Origin of the sequence: Kitasatospora sp. NPDC059827 (assembly GCF_042731675.1) — a bacterium.
Classification (GTDB): Bacteria; Actinomycetota; Actinomycetes; order Streptomycetales; family Streptomycetaceae; genus Kitasatospora.
Genome location: NZ_JBHWIV010000051.1, coordinates 25,111 through 44,587 on the forward strand (window position 1 = coordinate 25,111; position 19,477 = coordinate 44,587).

Genomic DNA, 19,477 nt, shown 5'->3' on the forward strand with positions numbered 1-19,477 from the left:
CCGCCCCCGCCACCGTCCGTCACTGCGACCGCAGTTCGAGGACCAGCTCGCGCGGCAGGCCGTGGGTGTCGTGGAGGTAGCGGAGGTCGTCCTCGCCGAGCGGGCCGCGGAAGCGGGGGCGGGAGAGCAGCCGGCGGCCGCGCTCCAGCAGGCGGTCGAAGCGCTGCTCCTCGTCGAGCAGCACCCGGCGCACCGACTCCGGGTCCACGTCCTGGCCGAAGCGGTCCAGGGTGTGCCGCACCAGCTCCGGCGGCAGGTCCCCGAGCCGGCGCTGCGGGTCGTCGCGGCGCAGGACGGTGAGCACCCGGCGGACCAGGCGGCGCAGCACGTAGCCGCGGCCGGTGGTGCCGGGGCGCACACCGTCGCCGATCACCACGACGGACGAGCGCACGTGGTCGCAGACCAGGCGCAGGGACGGCTCGTCCAGCTGCCACAGCGGCGGCAGCAGGCGGCGCCAGGGGTCGAAGACGTCGCACTCGAAGACCGAGGAGCGGCCCTGGAGCAGCGAGGAGAGCCGCTCCAGGCCGAGTCCGGTGTCCACGTTGCGCTGGGGCAGCGGCACGAGCGAGCCGTCGTCGAGCCGGCGGTGACGCATCATCACGTGGTTCCACACCTCCACCCAGCGGTCGTCCCGGGTCGGGGTCGACCGCGGCGGGGTGTCGCCGGTCCAGAGGAAGATCTCCGAGTCGGGGCCGCAGGGGCCGGTCGGCCCGTTGGACCACCAGTTGTCGTCGACGGTCAGCTCGACCGGGACCCCGTGGTCCTGCCAGAGCTCCAGCGAGGCGGTGTCCGGCCCGACCCGGTCGTCCCCGCCGAAGACGGTGGCGTGGAGGCGGCCCGGGTCGATGCCGAGGCCGTCGGTGAGCAGGCCGTAGCCCCAGTCGAGGCTCTGCGGGCCCTCGTAGTCGCCCAGTGACCAACTGCCCAGCATCTCGAAGACGGTGAGGTGGGTGCGGTCGCCGACCTCGTCCAGGTCGGTGGTGCGCAGGCACCGCTGCCGGTTGACCAGCCTCGTCCCGAGCGGATGCGGACGGCCCTCCAGGTGCGGGGTGAGGGGGTGCATGCCGGAGGTGGTGAACAGCACCGGGTCGCCGGGCGGGGGCAGCAGGGTGGAACCGGTGATCCGGCGGTGGCCGCGCTCCTCGAAGTACTCGGTGAAGACGCGGACGAGCTGGTCGGTGTTCATGGCGGTGGCTCCTTCTCGGGGGAGGGAGGCGCCGGAGAACGAGCCGCGCGAAAATCGGGACCGGGGGAGGGAACGCCCCGGCAACACCACCGGCGGACCGTTTTCGGTCGCCGGGGGGAGGGGGTACGTCAGGCGGCGGCAACCGGCGAGCTGGCGGCTCGCGCGGCTGCGCTGGTGCTTCGGTCCATGACGTCCATGCCCCCGAGGTTAACTCCGGCGGCACCCGCCGGGCCACCGGTTTTACGGGCCATCGGTCTGCGGGTGTCCGGTGTGCGGGCGCCGACCCGGTCGGCGTCCGGTGCGGCCGAGGGGCCGAACTCGCCCGCCCGGCCGAGCAGGGCCAGGGCCTCCTCGGCGGGGGAGCCGGCCGGCGCGGTGTGGACGATGAGTGCCTGCTCCGGCGAGCCCGCGATCGACAGCAGCTGCTGGCTCACCGCCAGCGCGCCCACGACGGGGTGCTGCAGCAGGTGGGCGGCGGTGTCACAGGGCGCCACCCGGTGGTCGGCCCACAGGGCGACGAACTCCGGGCTGCCCATGGTCAGTTCGCCGATCAGTTCGGCGAGCAGCCGGTCCTCCGGGTGTCGGCCGACGGTTCCGCGCAGGTTCCCGACCACCGCGCGGGCCTTGCGCGGCCAGTCCGCGTACAGCTCCCGGGTGTGGGCGTCCAGGAACAGCATCCGGCCCAGGTTCGGACGCCGCGCCGGGTCGTCGGGGCTGTCCCGGTCCAGGTGGCCGGCCAGCAGGGCGTGGCCGAGGGGGTTCCAGGCCAGGACGTCCATCCGGCGGCCGAGCACCACCGCCGGGACGCCGCCGACGGCGCGCAGCAGGTCGCGGGTCTCCGCCGTGAGCCGCTCCGGCCCGGGGCGGCGCACCCGGGGTGCCCGGCGGGCGGCGGTGGCCAGCCGGTCGAGGTGTTCGCGCTCGTGGCCGCCGAGCAGCAGGGCGCGGGCGATCGCGTCCAGCACCTCGGGCGAGGCCCCGCGGGACAGCCCCTGTTCGAGCCGGGTGTAGTACGAGACGCTGACGCCGGCCAGCTGCGCCACCTCCTCCCGCCGGAGCCCGGACACCCTTCTGCGGGGCCCGAGTTCGCGCAGTCCGACGTCCGCGGGATGCAGCCGCGTCCGCCGGGCCCGGAGGAAGTCGCCGAGGGGTCCTGGTCCGTTCATCCCCCCAGTATTCGACGGCCGGCCGGGCGCGGCCACACCCTGCGAGGGGTAGGAACGGCCGGGTCTGGTCCGCACGGCCCGGACCGCCGAGGCTCGGTGCCAGGGCCCGTCCGGCACGATCCGCCGGACGGGCCGCAGCCGGCCGCCCCGCCCCGGGGCGCGCCCCGCACCGGAGGACGGACCCATGCACCACGACCCGGACCAGCTCACCCTCGGCGACGTCACGGTGACCCGGGTCAAGGAGTACTACGGCCCGGCCGGGCTGACCCCGGGGCAGTTCTTCCCGGACAGTCCCGACGGCGCGTGGCAGGAGCACCGAGACTGGCTGGCGCCCGACTTCTGGGACCCGGGGACCGACCAGTGCCGCACCGCGATCCAGACCTGGCTGCTGCGCAGCGAGGGCCGCACGATCCTGGTCGACACCGGGGTGGGCAACCACAAGGACCGGCCGTACGCGCCGGTCTGGCACCGGCTGGACACGGAGTACCTGGACAACCTCGCCGCCGCCGGGGTGCGGCCCGAGGACGTCGACCTCGTGGTCAACACCCACCTGCACGTCGACCACGTGGGCTGGAACACCCGCCTGGAGGGCCGGGAGTGGGTGCCGACCTTCCCCAACGCGACGTACCTCGTACCGCGCCCGGACTTCGAGTTCTGGGACCCGGCCAACGGCCACCGGAGCGTGCTCGGCGAGGGCAACCGGAACGTCTTCGAGGACAGCGTCGCGCCGGTCCACCGGGCCGGGCAGGTCCGGCTGTGGGACGGCGGGCACCGGATCGACCGCAACCTGCGGCTGGACCCCGCGCCCGGGCACACCCCGGGATCGTCCGTGCTCACCCTGGACTCCGGCGGCGAACGCGCCCTGTTCGTCGGGGACCTCGTGCACACCGCGCTCCAACTCGCCGAGCCGGACACCAACTCCTGCTTCTGCGAGGACCCGGCGCAGTCCCGCGCCACCCGGCACCGGCTGCTCGGCGAGGCCGCGGAGCGGCACGCGCTGCTCTTCCCGGCGCACTTCGGCGGCAGCGGCGCGGTCGAGGTCGCGCGCCGCGGCCCGGGCTTCGCGGTCAAGGAGTGGGCGGGCTTCCCGCGCATCTCCTGACGCGCCGCCGGCACCGGTCGGCCCCGGTCGGCCCCAGGTCAGCCCCCAGTTCAACCGGTCCAGCCAGGTCAGCCGGTCCAGCCGGTTCGCCCGGTTGAAGCAGTGGAGAGGAACCGATTCACGTGCCCCGACAGGCAGAACCCGTCGTCACGACCCCGGCGGGAGCCGTCCGCGGCGCCCGCGCCCGCACCGGCGAGCGCTACCGCGCCGTCCCCTACGCGGCGGCACCGACCGGCGCCGGCCGCTTCGCCCCGCCCCGGCCGCACCCCGGCTGGTCCGGCGTCCGCGACGGCACCCGGCCCTCGCCCACGGCCCCGCAGCCGCCCCGCGCCTTCGACGGGCTCGACGTGAGCCCCTACTTCGGGCCGGGCTGGGTGCCCGGCCCGGAGTACCTCACCGTCGACGTCCACACGCCCGCCGCCGACGGCCGGCGCCGCCCGGTGATGGTCTTCGTGCACGGCGGCGGCTTCATCACCGGCTCCAGCCGCGCCGCCCTCTACGACGGTTCCGCCTTCGCCCGGGACGGCGTGGTCCTGGTGGCGGTGAACTACCGCCTGGGCATCCCCGGGTTCCTCGACCTGCCGGGCGCCCCGCCCAACCGGGGCCTGCTGGACGTGCTCGCCGCGCTGCGCTGGGTGCGCGACTCCGTGGCGGCCTTCGGTGGAGACCCCGGCAACGTCACCGTGTTCGGCGAGTCCGCGGGCGCCACGCTGGTCTGCGCGCTGCTCGCCACGCCGCAGGCGCGCGGGCTGTTCCGGCGGGCGGTGGTCCAGAGCGGCAGCGGGACGGGCGCGTTCACCCCGGAGCAGGCGCGGCGGGTCACCGCCGCCGCGGCCGCCGCACTGGGCGTCGAGCCGACGGCCGGGGCGTTCGCCGCCGTGCCGGACGAGCGGCTGGTGGCGGTCCTGCCCGAGCTGACCGGCCTCGACCTGCGCACCGACACCGCCGTGGACCCGCTGGCCGGGCTCAGCCCGCTCGGCCTGGTCCTGCCGGTCCAGCCCGCGGACGCGCTGGCCGCCGGCCCGGCGAGGGACGTCGACCTGCTGATCGGCACCAACACCGAGGAGGCGAACCTCTACCTGGCGCCGCAGGGGGAGCTGGAATCCACCACGGAGGCGGGGTTGCGCGCGGCCGCCACCGGGCTGCTGGCCGACCCGGAGGGCGTGCTCGCGGCCCTGCGCGCCGACCGGCCGCGGGCCACCCCGGGCGAACTGCGCTCCGCCGTGCTCGCGCACGCCCTGTTCGAGGCCGGCACCGAGCGCCTCGCCCGGGCACACGCCCGGATCTCCGGCGGCCGCACCCACCGCTACTCCTTCGGGTACCGGTCCACGGCCCTGGACGGGCGGCTCGGCGCCGCCCACACCGTCGAGCTGCCCTTCGTGTTCGACGTGGCGGACGAGCCCTGGCTGCACGGGCCCGAGGGGCTGCTCGGCCCCGACCCGGTGCCGGCGGGGCTGGCCGCCCGGGTGCACGGTGCCTGGACGGCGTTCGCCCGGAGCGGCGAGCCGGGCTGGGCGGGGTACGACCCCGAGCACCCGGCGGCCGAACCCCTCGGCGGCTGAGCCCCGGCCGCCGTGCGCTGCTGTCGCCCCGCGCCGCCCCGGCCCTCGCTCCCGCGCCCGGCCCGGTCCTACCCTGGACGGCATGGACGCGCTCGCGGCGACTCCCGGCGGTACGGCGGCCGATGCGGCCGGCCTGGCGGCGCTGGTGCGCCTGCTGGCCGGGCGCGGGGCGGTGGTGCTCAGCGGGGCGGGCCTGTCCACCGAGTCCGGGATCCCGGACTACCGGGGCGAGACGGGCAGCCGGCGGCGCGCGGTGCCGATGACCTTCCAGGAGTTCACCGGGAGCGCGGCGGCCCGGCAGCGGTACTGGGCGCGCAGCCACGTCGGCTGGCGGGCGATCGCGGCGGCCGAGCCGAACGCCGGGCACCGGGCGGTGGAGCGGTTGCGGCGCTCGGGGCACGTGTCGGCGGTGATCACCCAGAACGTGGACGGCCTGCACCGCGCGGCCGGCACCCGGACGGCGGTGGAACTGCACGGAGGGGTGCACCGGGTGGTCTGCCTGGACTGCCGCCGGACCAGCCTGCGCACCGAGCTGGACCGCCGGCTGGAGGAGCTGAACGGCGGCTTCCGGGACGGCCCGGCCCGGGTCAACCCGGACGGCGACGCCGAGTTGGCGCCGGAGTCGGTGGCCGCCTTCCGGGTCGCCCCGTGCGCGGTGTGCGGGGGAGTGCTCAAGCCGGACGTGGTCTTCTTCGGCGAGAGCGTGCCCAGGCCGAGGGTCGAGCGCTGCTTCGAACTCGTGGACGCGGCCCAGGGGTTGCTGGTGCTGGGCTCCTCGCTCACGGTCATGTCGGGGCTGCGCTTCGTGCGCCGGGCCGCCCGCGCGGGCACCCCGGTGGTGATCGTCAACCAGGGCGCGACCCGCGGGGACGAGCTGGCGGCGGCCCGGGTCGGCCTGCCGCTGGGCGCGGTGCTGACCGAGGCCGCCCGGCGGGTCAGGGCTGCGTAGCGAACGCGTGCCGCCCGGCGGGTCAGGGCTTCGTGGCGAGCGCGTGCAGCGCGGCCTTGAGGGCGTCGACGAAGCGGTCCCGGACGGCCGGGTCGACCAGGTCGAGCGAGAGGTAGGGGTTGAGGTCCTCCAGCTCGACCAGGAGCAGCGCGCCCTCGGGGGTGCGGCAGGCGTCGACCCGCTGGATGCCGTGCTCGACGGTGTTCCAGGCGATGAAGCGCCGGGCGAACTCCAGGTCGGCGGCGGTGGGTTCGTACGGTTCGAGGCGCCAGCGCCGCTCCGGGTCGGGGGCGTGCAGGGCGTACTGGAAGGCGTCGTCGACGAAGTAGAACGAGACCTCGTAGCGGAACGGGACCAGTGGCTGGACCAGGACGTCCCGGTCGTACGCGACGGTGTCGAGCTGCTCGCGGGGGACGGTCCGCAGGCCGATGGAGTCGGCGCCGAGCTTCGGCTTGACGACGTACTCGGGCACGACGGGCAGCCGGTCGAGGTCTGCGGCCCGGTCGACGGTGGGGATGACGGGGTACCCGGCGGCGGTGAGGTCGAGCAGGTACTGCTTGCCGGCCTGGTCGGCGCGCCCGGTGAGCTGGGTGTAGACGCGGGTGCCGCGTTCGAGCGCCCGGGTGCGGAAGTCCCGGTACGCGGCGAGGTGGTCCAGCACCGGGCCGCTGTTGCGGACCAGCACCAGGTCGAAGGAGTCCATCAGCGCGGCGGCGTCGAGCGGGTGGCAGAGGGCGACGTCGAAGTCCTCGCGCAGGCGGGCGGAGAGCTGGATGTCCTCGTCGCAGTAGCGGCGCCCCCGGGCCTGGTAGGCGAGGTCGGTGACGAGCAGGACGCGGGGCTTGGCGGCGGTCATGGCTCTCCTGATGATCATTCGATCCGTTCACCCTAACGTCGACCGGTGCCGACCGGTGCCGACGGGGCGAGCGGATCCGCCGCGGGATCGTAGTAATGCACTTGCATCGGTTCCCGGGGTGCGATGTGATGGACCCGCGATGCGATGCAAGCGCATCGGAACGAACCGGAGGGGAAACCACGATGAGTGCCGCACCGACCACCACCGCCCCGTGGCAACTGGGCGCGACCGAACTGGGGGCCGCCGTCGCCCGTGGCGAGCTCACGGCGGCCGAGGTGGTGGAGAGCCACCTGGAGCGCATCGCGGCCGTGAACCCGGCCGTCAACGCCGTCACCCAGCTGATGGCGGACGCCGCCCGCGAGGCCGCCCGCGAGACCGACCGGCGCCGCGCGGCCGGCGAGCCGCTCGGCCCGCTGGCCGGGGTGCCGTTCACCGTGAAGGAGAACATCCGCGTCGCCGGCTGGGCGACCACCCACGGCGTGCCCAGGTTCCGCGACCACGTCGCCGAGACCGACGCCCCGCCGGTGCGCCGCCTGCGCGCCGCGGGCGCCATCCCGATCGGCCACGCCAACATGTCCGACCTGTCGATCTCCTCCGACGCCGAGAGCCAGCTCTACGGCCGGACGTACAACCCGTGGGACCGGACCAGGAACCCGGGCGGCACCAGCGGCGGCGACGGGGTGGCCGTCGCGGTCGGCATGGCGGCGCTCGGCCTCGGCAACGACTCCGGCGGCTCGGTCCGACTGCCCGCCGCCTTCAACGGGGTCGCCGGGCTCAAGCCCAGCTACGGCCGCTTCGCCGCCGACCACCGCATCCTCGGCCAGGAGCCGATGCTGGCCTCCCAACTCATCCCGGTCGACGGCCCGTTCGCCCGCTCGGTCGCCGACCTGCGCGCCGCCTTCGAGGCGCTGGCGGGCGCCGACCCGCAGGACCCGAGGGCCGTCCCGGCCCCGCTCCGCGGGCCACGCCCCACCCGCCCGATCACCGTCGGCGTCGTGGTCGACCCGGCCGGCATCGGCGTCCACCCCGAGATCGGCGCCGCCGCCGTCGACGCCGCCGAGGCCCTGGTCGAGGCCGGCTACGAGGTCGAGGAGGTCAGGATCCCCCGGCTGTCCGAGGCCCTGGAGTGCTACGGCAAGCTGATCATGACCGAGTTCGGGCTGAGCTGGCCCCGGGTCCGGCAGCTGCTCACCGAGAAGGGGGCCCGGAACGTCGACCTGTTCCTGGAGCGCACCCCGCACGAGGACCTCGGCGAGTTCCTCCGGCAGACCGGCGTCCGGCTCGGCCTCCAGCGCGACTGGGCCGCGCTGATGGAGACCCACCCGCTGCTCCTCACCCCCACCTGCCCCCACCCCGTGCCCGGGGTCGACGTGTTCTCCGAGGACACCGACGCCGAGGGCCACGCCCGGCTGACGCTGCCCAGGGCCGTGTGCGCGGTGACCTCGCTGATCGGGGTGCCCGCGGTGAACGTGCCCAGCGGGTTCGCCGACGGGCTGCCGCAGAGCCTCCAGCTGATCGGCCGGATGTACCGCGAGGACCAGTGCCTGGACGCCGCCGAGGTGCTCGAACGCTGCTTCGGCGCGCTGACGCCGGTCGACCCGCGGCCGTAGCGCGCGGGCCGACCGGCCGGGCCGCTACGGCGGCGGCGTGCGCGGTGGCGGCGTATGCGGTGGAGGCGTGCGCGGCGGAGGGGTGCGCGGCGTGCGCGGGCCCGGGGTCGGCCGGGGGGTACGGGGGTCCCCCCGGTCGTCCGGGTCCCGCGCGGGCGCCTCCGCCACCGGGAGGCGCGGCAGCGCGTACGGGTGGCGGTCGCGTAGGTAGCCGATCAGGTGCTCGCGGAGCCGGCAGCGCAGTTCGAAGGCGTCGCCGCCGTCCGCCGCCGTGGCCAGCACCCGCACCACGATGGTGGTCGGCGTGGTGTCGACCACCTGGAGGGCGCTGCCCCGGCCGTCCCAGAGCTCGCACTTGGCCAGGTAGTCCTCGAACTCCTCGCGCAGCAGCCCGATCGGGGCGTGGTGGTCGAGGTGGAGCAGTGCGGTGCCGGTGATCCGGCTGGAGCGGCGGGACCAGTTCTCGAACGGCCGCCCGACGAAGTACGACATCGGCATCATCAGCCGCCGCTGGTCCCAGGTCTCGATCACCACGGCGGTCAGGGTGATCTCCTCGACCGTCCCCCACTCGCCGGCCACCACCACGACGTCGCCGATCCGGGCCAGGTCGCCGAAGGCCAGCTGCACCCCGGCGAAGACGTTGGCGAGGGTGCTCTGGGCGGCCACGCCCGCCACCACGCCGACCAGCCCGGCGGAGGCCAGCAGGCTGGTTCCGACCCCGCGCACCGCCGGGAAGGTCATCAGCACCGCGCCCAGGGTCACCAGGCCGACCACCGCCTGGCCGATCCGGCCGAGCAGGACGGCCTGGGTCCGGGCCCGGCCCGCCCAGGCCGGCTCGCGGCGGTGCACGGCGAGCCGGGCGGCGCCCTCCGCCAGGATCGCCACCAGCCGGCCGCACAGCCAGCCGCCGGAGGTGATCGCCAGGATCACCGCCAGGTGCCGCAGCCCCGCGCGGGCGGCGGGCGGGGCGGCGATCCACGGCAGCGAGGCGGAGAGCAGCAGACAGGCCGTCAGCGCCAGCACCGGGTGGCGGCACCTGCGCAGCACCTCCGGGACGTCACCGACACCCCGGGGGGCCGCCAGCCGCCGGGCCGCCGACCGGACGGCCCGGTCCAGGCCGTAGGTGAGGAGGGCGGCCGCGGCTCCGACGACGGCCAGGCGGAGCAGGCTCCACCACATCTGCGGCTCTCCTTTCCGCTGCTGGCACGGTGGTCGGGGTCAAGGCCGGTTCAGTCGGGCGGCTCGACCGGGTGGGGCCGGCCCGGCTGCGGGGCGGCCGGTTCAGGGGCCGGCCGGTGCACCGGGCGCGGGGCCGGCGGGGGGACGGGCGAGCCGGGCGGGGGCGGCGGGTCGGGCAGCAGCGGCCTGGTCGGCGGCGCCGGGGGCTCCGGCGCGGGCGGCGGCTGACCGGGGCGGGCGGGGGAGGTGGTCATGGGCGGGTGCTCCTCTCGGTGCGGTGTGGTGCGGTGCGGTGGGGTGCCGTACTGCCCGGCGGGCCAATGGGGGTCAGGCCGCCAGTAAGTCGTGCAGGCCGCGGTCCCAGTCGATCCGCTCGTGCTCCCGCCCCGGCGGGACGAGCCGTACGGTCCGGGCCAGGAACCGGGCGACCGCCGCCGCGGGGGCCGCGAGCAGGGCGACGCCCTCGGTGCCGGCCAGCGCGATCAACACGTGGGCGTCGTCGAACGGTGTGACGTGGACGTCTCCCTCGCCGGTGGGCGCGTGCAGCCCGGCGAGCAGCAGGTCGCGGGAGAGCGACCAGACCGCGTTCGGCTGGTAGGAGGTGAAGTCCAGCTCCGTCGCGTGGGGTTCGTCGTCCCGGTAGGACCAGTCGACGTCCAGGTCCCGGCTGCGGTCGTCGCCGGTCATCAGTCGCATGGTGATCCGGGTGGTGAGACGTTCCATGGGAGGTTTCCCCTTTCCCGGGTGGTCCGGACGGGGGGAGCCGGCGGCCCGCCCCCGTCCGTCGTCGCTGACTGTCGGTCTGTGCTTCCGGTGGCCCGGTCAGAGGATCCGGCCGCCGTAGTACGGGTCCCAGTAGGGCCCGAAGCGCCCGCGGGTGTCGGCCTCCTGGTCGGGCCCGCCGGCGTCGAGGTCGGGGCTGTCGCGGATCTCGGCCCTGGAGCGGTCGACGTAGACCTTCTGCTCGCCGATCTCGATCCGGGTCACGGTGCCGGCCGGGAGCAGGACCCGGCGGCCGAGGATCCACGGCCCGGTGTCGACGACCAGGTACTGCTCGTCGACCTCCTCGGACAGCTTGTCGACCTTGCCGATCGCGCCGTCGGTGGCCTCGACGTGGAAGCCGATGAGGTCGGTGCCGGCGGTGTGTCCGGCGGAGGTGCGGAATTCCCAGATGGTGCGGCGTGCGGTCATGACTGCCTCCGTTTCGTCTCGTCCGGTAGGGCTCGGCTGCCCCCGATGCGGGAGTTCATGCCCCCGGGGTGGTGCCGGGGGCGTTGTCGTCCCGCTCGACGTGGTGCTTGAAGTCGTTCAGGTCGTCGATGACCCGGCGGTCCACGAAGCCGAGCGCCTCGGCGAGTTGGGCCCAGAGCCCGTGCGGTTCGACCTCCAGCTGGAGCATGACCCGGGTGGTGCGGTCGTCCACGTGGTGGAAGGTCACCACGCCGCTGTGCCGCACCGGGCCGCTCCCGCCGTCCCAGGCCACCCGCTCGCCCTCCACCACCTCGGTGGTCACGGCCTCGAACTCCCGGCGGCCGCCCGCGGTTTCGACCACCCAGCTGCTGGCGCCGCCACCGGTGACGTCCACGCTGACCACGCCGCGCATGAACCGCGGGAAGTCCTCGCAGTGCACCCAGTGCCGGTAGACCTCGTCGAGCGGCGCGGCGACCTCGACCGATTCCTCGATCCGTCCCATCGTCCGGTCCTCCTTCTCCTCCTCGTGCTCCGGCCCCGTACCCGGTCCGGGTGCCCCGTTCCCCGCCCGGCATGCGCGGGGTGTGGCGGGCGTCACCGTGTCGGCGCCCGGGTCGTTCGCTCACGCAATCCTCACAAGGGGAACCGGCATGGAACGGGCCACGGCGGGTACCCGGGGACGGACCGTACGCCGAGGGGAAAGGACCGACATGGCCACGACCAGTGACGAACTCCTCCACCGCGTGACCGCCCCGGCCCCGGACGAGGCCGCGCCGGCCGCCCACCGGGCCGCCGGGCACGGGCAACCGGGGCTCCCGGGGCAACCGGGGCAACCGGGGCACCCGGAACTGCCGGAGCTCGCCGGCATCGAGGACCCGAAGCAGGTGGCGCCGGGCGACGCCCGGGAGCTGACCAGGGTGCTGCTGGCCCGGCTCGTGACGCTGGAGGAGGGCACCCCCGAGTACTCGTACGTCCGGGCCACGCTGATCGAGCTCAACCTGTCGCTGGTGCGCTTCGCGATCCGCCGGGTCGGCAACCGCCGGGAGCCCGAGGAGGACCTGCTCCAGGTCGGCTCGCTCGGCCTGATCAAGGCGATCGACCGCTACGACCCCGACCACGGCGCCGAGTTCGTGACCTTCGCGCTGCCGACCATCCTCGGCGAGATCCGCCGCCACTTCCGGGACTCCACCTGGGCCGTGCACGTGCCGCGCCGCCTCCAGGAGCTGCGCATCACCCTCGCCAAGGCCCGCGACGTGCTGTTCCAGCGGCTGGGCCGGGCGCCCACGGTGGCCGAACTGGCGGAGCACCTCGACCTGTCGCCGGAGGAGGTGATCGAGGGCCTCGCCGCGGCCAACGGCCACACCGCCGGGTCCCTGGACGCCCCCGTGACCGAGAGTGAGGAGGACCGCGGCCCGCTCGCCCAGCGGCTCGGCGAGGAGGATCCGAGGTTCGACACGGTCGAGAACCTGATCGTCCTCAAGCCGCTGGTCGCCGCCCTGCCGGAACGCGACCGGCGGATCCTGTCGATGCGCTTCGGCGAGGAGCTCACCCAGTCGCAGATCGGCGCCCGCCTGGGGCTGTCCCAGATGCACGTCTCCCGGCTGCTCAGCCGGACCCTGAAACACCTGCGGGCGGACCTCACCGCCGACTGAACCGCCGCACGGTCACCGGACGCACCGCCGCACCGCGCACGCCACCCGCCGTCGCCCACCGCCACCAGGCCGGTCCGCCCCCGGCCTGGTCCTGGGCCGGGTGGCGTGCGTACGCTCGTGGAGCACACCCGTTGAGGGGAACACGACGACGATGCCAGCCGAGAAGACGATGCCCGCAGAGAACGAGTCCGTGACCGTGCCGCCGACCACCGCACCCTCCGACGCCCCAGGGGCGGGTGCCCCGCTCGGGCCCGACCTGGCCGTGCACACCTGGCGCACCGACGCCGGAGCGGCCGTCTGTGCCCTGGCGGGCGACCTCGACATCGAGACCCTGGCCCCCGCCCGGACCACCCTCGACGCCCTGGTGGAGCAGCGCCCGCCGCTGCTCGTCGTCGACCTCGCCCAGGTCGGGTTCTGCGACTCCTCCGGCCTCAACCTGCTGCTGCAGACCCGGATATCGGCCGCGGCGGCGGATGTCGACTTCCGACTGGCGGCGCCGTCCGGCACGGTGCGGCGGCTGCTGGAACTGACCTGCACGGACACCGTGTTCTCGCTCCACCCGACCGTGGAGGCCGCGGCCACCGAACCCCGGTGAGTGCCGCGGCCGCCCGTCGGCACGCATAATTCGTCGGTGGTCGGGAAACCGAGCAGACGACAGCGCAACGACGTGGCACACAGCGGCACACCGCGGTACGCAGTGGCACACAGCGGGACACCGCGCCGGGAGCACGGCGCCGGAACCGCAACGGGAACCGAACCGGAACCGAAGGGGAACCCGCACATGACGACCAGCCGGGCCACCCTGGACGGCGACCGGCCGGGCACCGGCCCCACCCTGCCGCCCGGCGGCCAGCGCCGGCGCCTGCACCTGGCCGGGCAGCCCAAGCCCGTCGCCCGGGCCCGGGCGTACACCGCGCAGGCCGTCGCCGACTGGTCCTGGCCGACCGGCCCGGCCGGGGCCGAGGACGACATCGTGCTGCTGGTCGCCGAGCTGGTCGCCAACGCCATGCTGCACGCGGGCGGCCCCGTCGACCTCGTCCTGGACGCCTCCGCGGCCCGGTTGCGGATCGAGGTCAGCGACCGCTCGACCGACCTGCCCGAGCCGCGCCGGCCGCACCGCCCGGGCCTGCCGGGCGGGCACGGCCTGTTCATCGTGCAGAAGGCCGCCACCCGCTGGGGCGCGGTGCCGCACGACGACGGCAAGACGGTCTGGGCCGAGATCGACGCCCGGCCCCTGCGGGAGCCCGGGAACTGACGGCCCGGCCCCGATCCCTCGGCGCGCGGTTTCCGGATGGGCGACCGGGCGCCGTGCGCGTTCATGGGCGCCGAGCTCACGGCAGGAACGTGCTGCGGACGTGCGCCAGGTAGGCCTCGGGCCCGGGGTACGGCCGGTCCTGGGCCCCGGGCCGGTGCAGGTCGAGCCGGCCGTCCGGGTGCAGCCGCAGGGTCGTGGTGGCCGCCCGGTCGTCCGTGGGCCCGTCGTGATCGTCGGGGGAGAGCGGGCCGAGGACGGGCACGGCGGCCGGGAACATCGCGCGGGCCCCGGCCGCCGTCGCCGCGGGCGGGTGGCCGGTGCGGTTGGCGCTGCTCACGTACAGCACCGGGTGGTCCGCGAGCAGTGGCAGCAGGGGTTCCCAGCGGGCGCCGAACAGCAGGGTCCAGCCGTCCCGGGTGGCGGGGGCCAGCCAGTCGGGCCGTGCCGTGCCCGGGAACAGTGGGAGCAGCGGGAGCAGCAGGGTCACCCGCTCCTCGGCGAGCAGCCGGCGGGCGACGGCGGCCAGGGCGGGGGAGAGGTCGAGGGCGGCGCCGAGCCGGGCCAGGGTGCCCGGGTCGTGCACCCAGAGGGCGACGGCCTGCTCGGCGGGGCGGCCCTTGGCGGTGTTGACGGCCCGTGGGTCGGTGCCGGCCACGACGTGGGTCAGCGGGGCCGGGTTGGGCAGCACCACCGCGGTGCCGCGCCGTAGGGCCGCCCGGGCGCCGTCGAGGTCGACCGTGCCGCCGGTCCCGCCGGTCCCGCCGGTCCCGACCGTGCCGGCGGTCATGCCGATGCCCCGGTCGGCGCCGAGCGGAGGCCGACCAGGTAGGCGGCGAAGGCCGCGTCCTCGACGACGGCCCGGCCGGTGCGGTAGGCCCGGGACTTCACCCAGGCCAGTGCGGCCCGGGCCTGCTGCTCGTCGAGCTCGTGGCCGAGCCGGACGGCGACGGCCCGGACCACCCGGAGGCTGGCCAGCTGGGTGAGCACCACGCTCGGGGCGATCCCCAGCACGGCCTCGGGGTCGAAGGGCTGGAACAGCTGCGGGTGGACGAAGGGCGTGCCGGTGGAGATCGTGCCGACCCCGCTGCCCACGACGGGGGTGGTGACGCCCAGTGGGACGCCGGTCTCCCCGGAGACGGCCCGGGCGAGGTGCGGCAGCGCCGTGAGGTCCGGGGCGGTCCACCAGGCGGGGGTGTCGCCGCCCAGCAGCCGCGCCGCCCGGGCCGGGTCGTGGGAGAGCAGGAACAGCAGCTGTTCGGTGGCCGCCATGCCGCTGCGTTCGGCGATGCCCAGCCAGGAGGCGGACACCACCCGGACGCCCGCCCGCAGCGCCTCCAGGGTGTTGGCCAGGCCGAGGCCGAGGTCGTTGTGCAGGTGGCAACCCAGGACGACGTCGTGATCGGCCGCCGCCCGGACCCGGCCGAACAACTCGGCGGCTTCGTAGGGAAGTTGGACACCGACGGTGTCGGCCAGCAGGACGGTCCCGGCCCCGGCGGCGGTCAGCGCGCCCGCGTGGTCGGCCAGCAGGCCGTGGTCGGCGCGGGAGGCGTCGGCGAGGCAGAGGTCGACGGCGACCCCGTCGTCCAGGGCGCGGGCCTCCTCGATCAGGGCGGCCGCCGACTCCAGGGCCTCCCGGGCCGGCCGGTGGGTCATCGTCCGGGCCATCGGCTCGGAGGCGGGGACGACCACCATGACCCGGGCGTGCGCGGTGCCCCGCACCGAGGCCACCGCCTGCCGGACGTCCGCCGCCCGGCCCCGGCACACGGCGGCGACGCTGACCGTGCCCTCGGCCTCCACGGCGACCCGCCGCACCGCCTCGTACTCCTCCTCGCACACCGCCGGGAAGCCGGCCGCGAACACCACGTGCCGGGGCCCGTCCGCGCCGAACATCCGGCCCTGCTCGCGGGCCAGCCGGACCCGGAACGCGGCCGACATCAGCGTCTTGGCCTGGGCGCCGTCGCGCGCCGACTCCTCCCACAGCACCACCCGGCCCGCCCGCGCGGACTCCCGTATGACGTCCCGCTCCATCGCAACCCCCGAACCCGCCCGGCCCTCCACAGGTGGAGGGCGACCGGGTCGGGACTCTAGGCGGCGGGTGGGGCCGGTGGGGGCGGGCCGGGAAACTGCCGCCGTTCCGGTACGGGATTCCCGGATCCGCTTGTCAGGAGGGGATTTCGGGGGTAGGGGGGCTTGGGCGGCCCAGCTGGAGGCGACGGTGACCGTCTGGTCCGGCTGAGGGACATGAGCTGACGGTCATGACGGGGCGGTGGCCGGTGGGTGCCCGGTGTGCTTTCCGGTCCGCCCGGGCTGGTTGGCCTAGATTGCCCGACCATGAGTGAAAATGTCGGAATCAGTCGTCGGTCGCTGCTCAAGGCGCTGCCCACCGCCGTCCTGGTGGCCGCGTCCGACGGGATCCTCTCCCGGCGGTACGCGGCGGCCGCCCCCGTGCCGCAGCCGTTCCCCCAGCCCGCCCTGCGGACCGCGCGGCCGGTGCCCGGCCGGGCGGGGGCGGTGCTGGAGCAGACGCTCGACGTGCGGTTCACGGACACCGTCGTCCCCGGCTACGGCACGGTCACCACTCGCACCTACAACGGGACGATCCCCGGCCCGACCCTGCGGCTGCGCGCCGGGGACACCCTGCGGCTGACCCAGGTCAACGGCCTGCCGCCGAACGAACCCCACGACGGCGACCACAACCGGCCGCACGGCTTCAACAGCTTCAACCTCCACACCCACGGCCTGCACGTCGACCCGACCGGGGAGGCCGACAACGTGCTCCGGGTGTTCGAGCCGCGCACCGCCGACGAGGTCGAGGCCGGCGCCCCGGAACCGCAGTACGTGACGACGATCGACGTCCCGGCCGGCCACCCGGCCGGCACCTACTGGTACCATCCGCACCTGCACGGGGCCACCTCCGTGCAGATCGTCGGCGGGATGGCCGGGGTCCTCGTCATCGAGGGCGACGTCGACGAGGTGCCCGAGATCGCGGCCGCCGCCGACCTGGTGGTCTGCCTCAACGAGCTGAGGCTCAAGGACGGCAAGGTCCCCGACTTCACCTCCGGCAACGCGCTGGCCGCCGTCCCGGCCGTTCTGACCGTCAACGGCGCGGTCAACCCCACCGTGACGCTGCGCCCGGGCGAGGTGCAGCGCTGGCGGCTGGTCTGCGCGACGGCCTTCACCGCGCCGGTGCTGCGGCTCACCGGCGGCGGCGGGGACCTCACCCTCCACCGGATCGCCCAGGACGGCGTGACCTTCCCGGCCGTGGCCGCCACCGACGCCGTGCGCCTGACCATGGGCAACCGGGCCGACGTCCTGGTCCGGGTCGACGACCCCGGCAGCTACGAACTGCGGGCGGACGGGCGAACCGCGCCGCTGATGACGGTCGAGGTGACGGGCGAGGCCCTCGACCCGCCGATGGACCTGCCGACCGCGCTGCCGGCCGGCAAGCCGTTCCTCGACGAGGGCGACATCGCGAACCCGGACGCGGACCGCGAGGTGGTCTTCCACGTCGATCCGGGGGTCTTCCCGGGCTCCTTCCCCAACGCCTACCGGATGCTGGGCAGTAACCCGACCCCCGCCGCCGACCCGGCCGGCGACCCCACCCGGGACCCGGCCTACGGCCTGTTCGACCCCGGCTACGTCAACCACACCCTGGAACTCGACACCGTCGAGCGCTGGACGCTGCGCACCGCCGAGACCAACCCCGCCTTCCACCACCCCTTCCACCTGCACACCAACCACGTCCTGGTCACCCACCGCAACGGCGAGCGGCTGGACCCGCCGGTCTGGCAGGACACCGTCGACCTGGCCGGCGGCAGACCGGGCGACACCGTCACCCTCCTGGTCCGCTACGAGGACTTCACCGGCCGGGCCGTCGCCCACTGCCACCAGCTCCAGCACGAGGACCTCGGCATGATGCAGGCCGTCGAGTACGTGGAGCCGCACCGGTCCTGACGCACAGTGGGGTGCCCCGCCGCCCGGCGGGGGGGCACCCGAGGGCTACGCCCCGGCGCGGGCCGGGGCGGGGGCCGGGCCGGTCGGGGCCGGGACGGCGGCCCGGCGGGCGTGCAGGACGGCGGCGCCCAGCGGGAGCGGGCGGTGGTCCAGCAGGTGCAGCCCGGCGTCGGCGAGCAGTCGGCCGTAGTGGTCGGCGCGGCGCTCGCGCCCGCCGGTGTTGGCCATCATGTGCAGGTCCCACGCGGTGGCCAGCGAGGCCGAGCCGTCGGCGGGCAGCAGCCGTTCGACGATCAGCAGGTCGGCGTGGGCGGGCATGGCCCGGGCGCAGTGCCGCAGGATCTCGGCGCAGCGCTCGTCGTCCCAGTCGTGCAGCACCCGGGACAGCACGTAGACGTCGGCGTCGCCGGGGACGTCGGCGAAGTCGCCGGTCACGTAGCCGCAGCGCCCGCCGAGGCCGGCGGCGTCGAGGCGGCGGCGCGCGGCCTCGACGGCGTGCGGGCGTTCCAGCAGGACGCCGCGCAGCCGGGGGTGGGCGGCGAGCAGCCGGCCGAGCAGTTCGCCGTTGCCGCCGGCGATGTCGACGACCGTCCCGGCGGGGGCGCGGGAGCCCGCTGCGGTGACGACCGGGTGGTCCGGGAGCGGGTCGAACATCCGGGCGCTGGCGGCCATCGACAGGTCGAAGAGTTCGGCGAGTTCGGGGTCGCGGGCGAAGTGGTCGAAGTGGTTCTCGCCGAAGAGGTGGTCGAAGGCGGCCTCCCCGGTGCGCACGGTGTGCTCCAGCTCCGCGAATGACCGGTAGAACGGGCCGCCGTACATCAGCGCCAGCGGCCGCATCGACGCCGGGGCGTCGGCGCGCAGGAGGGCGCCGGTGCCGGTGAGCCGGTAGCCGTCGGGGTGTTCGGCGACGACGCCCAGCATGGCGAGGTAGCGCAGCAGGGTGGCGAGGCTCTGCGGGTCGGCGCCGAGGGCGTCGGCGAGCTGCCGCGGCGCGGTGGCGGTGCGGGTGTCCAGGGCGTCGGGCAGGCCCAACCGGGCGCTGACCGCCAGGGCCTGGGTGGTCCAGGCACCGGTGAGCTGGTGCAGCAGGGTCTCGGCCGAGCGCTGGGTCGGGTCCTCGCCCAGGTGGTCGGCGAGCACCGTGCGGTGGTCGCCGTGGGCGTGGAGCTCGACCCGCCGGTACCCGGTGCGGGAGCCGGCCGGGGTGGTGAAGTAGAGGACGGTGGAGTCCTCGTGGGGGTTGTAGCCGCCGCCGTCGGGGGCGGCGCCGTGCCGGGTGAGCAGCGCGCACAGCCCGCGCAGTGCCAGCGGGTCGGGGTGGGCGACGTCGAAGGCGAGGTGGGCCTCGTGCTCGTGGGCGCGCTCCTGGTCGGCGAGTTCGGCGAGGTCGGAGCCGGGCGGCACGGTGAGCACGAACACCTCGACGCTGCGTTCCCCGTCGGGGCCGGGCACCGGCGGGCGCAGGATGCTGACGTCGAGCTCGGCCTCGGCGCGTCCGTACCGGCGGGCGAGCCGGCTGCGGACCACCACGCTGGGCTGCGGGGGCGCGTCGGGTTCCAGTCCGCAGGAGGCGAGTCGGGCGCGGAGGGTGGCGTCGTCCGGGGGCAGGACGAGCAGGGCGGCGTGCGAGAAGCGGCAGCGTTCGGCCAGGGCCCGCAGTTCCGGTCCGTCGAGGTCGGGCAGCAGCAGCGGGAGCAGGGTCGTGGTGTCGTGCTCCCTGACGAACTCGGCCGTCGCCCGCAGGCGGGCGGTGTCGTCCGGGGGTGTCGCGGTCATGGGGAGGGAGTCCTTGGTGCGGGGGCGGGGGCGCCCGGT

The 19,477-nt window shown here is 75.6% G+C and carries 19 protein-coding genes; 8 read left to right on the plus strand and 11 right to left on the minus strand.

Going from position 1 to position 19,477, the window contains the following annotated elements; genetic code table 11:
- Positions 1-19: 19 nt before the first annotated feature.
- Both ACFV8H_RS27505 and ACFV8H_RS27510 read right to left on the minus strand, forming a co-directional pair.
- A complete protein-coding gene (locus tag ACFV8H_RS27505; RefSeq protein ID WP_380405000.1) occupies positions 20-1,186 on the minus strand; it encodes an alanine--tRNA ligase-related protein in 1,167 nt (388 codons plus the stop codon).
- A 128-nt stretch (positions 1,187-1,314) separates the two neighbouring features.
- Positions 1,315-2,352, minus strand: coding sequence for a helix-turn-helix transcriptional regulator (locus ACFV8H_RS27510; RefSeq protein ID WP_380405002.1), 1,038 nt, complete (start codon positions 2,350-2,352; stop codon positions 1,315-1,317).
- 184 nt (positions 2,353-2,536) lie between these two features.
- Here ACFV8H_RS27510 and ACFV8H_RS27515 point away from each other — a divergent pair, with 184 nt between their 5' ends.
- From ACFV8H_RS27515 to ACFV8H_RS27525, 3 genes are all read left to right on the plus strand, one after another.
- Entirely contained in the window at positions 2,537-3,454 is a 918-nt protein-coding gene (locus ACFV8H_RS27515; protein WP_380405005.1) for an MBL fold metallo-hydrolase, read from the plus strand.
- Between the two features lie 122 nt (positions 3,455-3,576).
- Positions 3,577-5,016: a carboxylesterase/lipase family protein gene (locus tag ACFV8H_RS27520; RefSeq protein ID WP_380405007.1), complete on the plus strand. Its 1,440-nt coding sequence runs from the start codon at positions 3,577-3,579 to the stop codon at positions 5,014-5,016.
- 82 nt (positions 5,017-5,098) lie between these two features.
- Positions 5,099-5,965 (plus strand): NAD-dependent protein deacetylase, encoded by an 867-nt coding sequence (locus tag ACFV8H_RS27525; protein ID WP_380405010.1) that lies wholly within the window; start codon positions 5,099-5,101, stop codon positions 5,963-5,965.
- 22 nt (positions 5,966-5,987) lie between these two features.
- Here ACFV8H_RS27525 and ACFV8H_RS27530 read toward each other — a convergent pair whose 3' ends face one another.
- The gene (locus ACFV8H_RS27530) at positions 5,988-6,821 is read right to left on the minus strand and encodes a hypothetical protein (protein ID WP_380405013.1); all 834 of its coding nucleotides are present in this window, start codon (positions 6,819-6,821) and stop codon (positions 5,988-5,990) included.
- Between the two features lie 182 nt (positions 6,822-7,003).
- Here ACFV8H_RS27530 and ACFV8H_RS27535 point away from each other — a divergent pair, with 182 nt between their 5' ends.
- Positions 7,004-8,431, plus strand: coding sequence for an amidase (locus tag ACFV8H_RS27535; RefSeq protein ID WP_380405015.1), 1,428 nt, complete (start codon positions 7,004-7,006; stop codon positions 8,429-8,431).
- Positions 8,432-8,455: 24 nt separating this feature from the next.
- Here ACFV8H_RS27535 and ACFV8H_RS27540 read toward each other — a convergent pair whose 3' ends face one another.
- The 5 genes from ACFV8H_RS27540 to ACFV8H_RS27560 all read right to left on the minus strand — a co-directional run bounded on the left by ACFV8H_RS27540 (position 8,456) and on the right by ACFV8H_RS27560 (position 11,303).
- Positions 8,456-9,610 carry a mechanosensitive ion channel family protein gene (locus tag ACFV8H_RS27540; RefSeq protein ID WP_380405018.1) on the minus strand — a complete coding sequence of 385 codons (1,155 nt, stop codon included), beginning with the start codon at positions 9,608-9,610 and terminating at the stop codon, positions 8,456-8,458.
- Positions 9,611-9,660: 50 nt separating this feature from the next.
- Positions 9,661-9,864: a hypothetical protein gene (locus ACFV8H_RS27545; RefSeq protein ID WP_380405021.1), complete on the minus strand. Its 204-nt coding sequence runs from the start codon at positions 9,862-9,864 to the stop codon at positions 9,661-9,663.
- A gap of 73 nt (positions 9,865-9,937) precedes the next feature.
- Positions 9,938-10,333, minus strand: a complete 396-nt coding sequence (locus ACFV8H_RS27550) for an SsgA family sporulation/cell division regulator (protein WP_380405024.1) — start codon at positions 10,331-10,333, stop codon at positions 9,938-9,940.
- Between the two features lie 99 nt (positions 10,334-10,432).
- Complete coding sequence (locus ACFV8H_RS27555; RefSeq protein WP_375891607.1) at positions 10,433-10,801, minus strand: PRC-barrel domain-containing protein; 369 nt, start codon at positions 10,799-10,801, stop codon at positions 10,433-10,435.
- Positions 10,802-10,856: 55 nt separating this feature from the next.
- Complete coding sequence (locus ACFV8H_RS27560; RefSeq protein WP_375891605.1) at positions 10,857-11,303, minus strand: SRPBCC family protein; 447 nt, start codon at positions 11,301-11,303, stop codon at positions 10,857-10,859.
- A 208-nt stretch (positions 11,304-11,511) separates the two neighbouring features.
- Between ACFV8H_RS27560 and ACFV8H_RS27565 the strand changes: the two genes are divergently transcribed.
- The 3 genes from ACFV8H_RS27565 (at position 11,512) to ACFV8H_RS27575 (ending at position 13,708) form a co-directional block, all read left to right on the plus strand.
- Positions 11,512-12,453 (plus strand): RNA polymerase sigma factor SigF, encoded by a 942-nt coding sequence (locus ACFV8H_RS27565; protein WP_380405028.1) that lies wholly within the window; start codon positions 11,512-11,514, stop codon positions 12,451-12,453.
- Positions 12,454-12,622: 169 nt separating this feature from the next.
- Entirely contained in the window at positions 12,623-13,048 is a 426-nt protein-coding gene (locus ACFV8H_RS27570; protein ID WP_380405031.1) for an STAS domain-containing protein, read from the plus strand.
- Positions 13,049-13,234: 186 nt separating this feature from the next.
- Positions 13,235-13,708 (plus strand): ATP-binding protein, encoded by a 474-nt coding sequence (locus ACFV8H_RS27575; protein ID WP_380405034.1) that lies wholly within the window; start codon positions 13,235-13,237, stop codon positions 13,706-13,708.
- 76 nt (positions 13,709-13,784) lie between these two features.
- On the opposite strand, the gene ACFV8H_RS27580 is transcribed toward ACFV8H_RS27575, so the two are convergent.
- Positions 13,785-14,495 (minus strand): hypothetical protein, encoded by a 711-nt coding sequence (locus tag ACFV8H_RS27580; RefSeq protein WP_380405037.1) that lies wholly within the window; start codon positions 14,493-14,495, stop codon positions 13,785-13,787.
- Positions 14,492-15,736, minus strand: coding sequence for a 2-isopropylmalate synthase (locus tag ACFV8H_RS27585; RefSeq protein ID WP_380405040.1), 1,245 nt, complete (start codon positions 15,734-15,736; stop codon positions 14,492-14,494). Before ACFV8H_RS27585 ends, ACFV8H_RS27580 begins: the two co-directional genes overlap by 4 nt.
- A gap of 303 nt (positions 15,737-16,039) precedes the next feature.
- On the opposite strand from ACFV8H_RS27585, the gene ACFV8H_RS27590 reads away from it, so the two are divergent.
- Positions 16,040-17,662, plus strand: coding sequence for a multicopper oxidase family protein (locus ACFV8H_RS27590; protein WP_380405043.1), 1,623 nt, complete (start codon positions 16,040-16,042; stop codon positions 17,660-17,662).
- A 45-nt stretch (positions 17,663-17,707) separates the two neighbouring features.
- Here the strand turns inward: ACFV8H_RS27590 and ACFV8H_RS27595 are convergent, their stop codons facing one another.
- Positions 17,708-19,438, minus strand: coding sequence for a methyltransferase (locus tag ACFV8H_RS27595; RefSeq protein ID WP_380405046.1), 1,731 nt, complete (start codon positions 19,436-19,438; stop codon positions 17,708-17,710).
- Positions 19,439-19,477 lie beyond the last annotated feature (39 nt).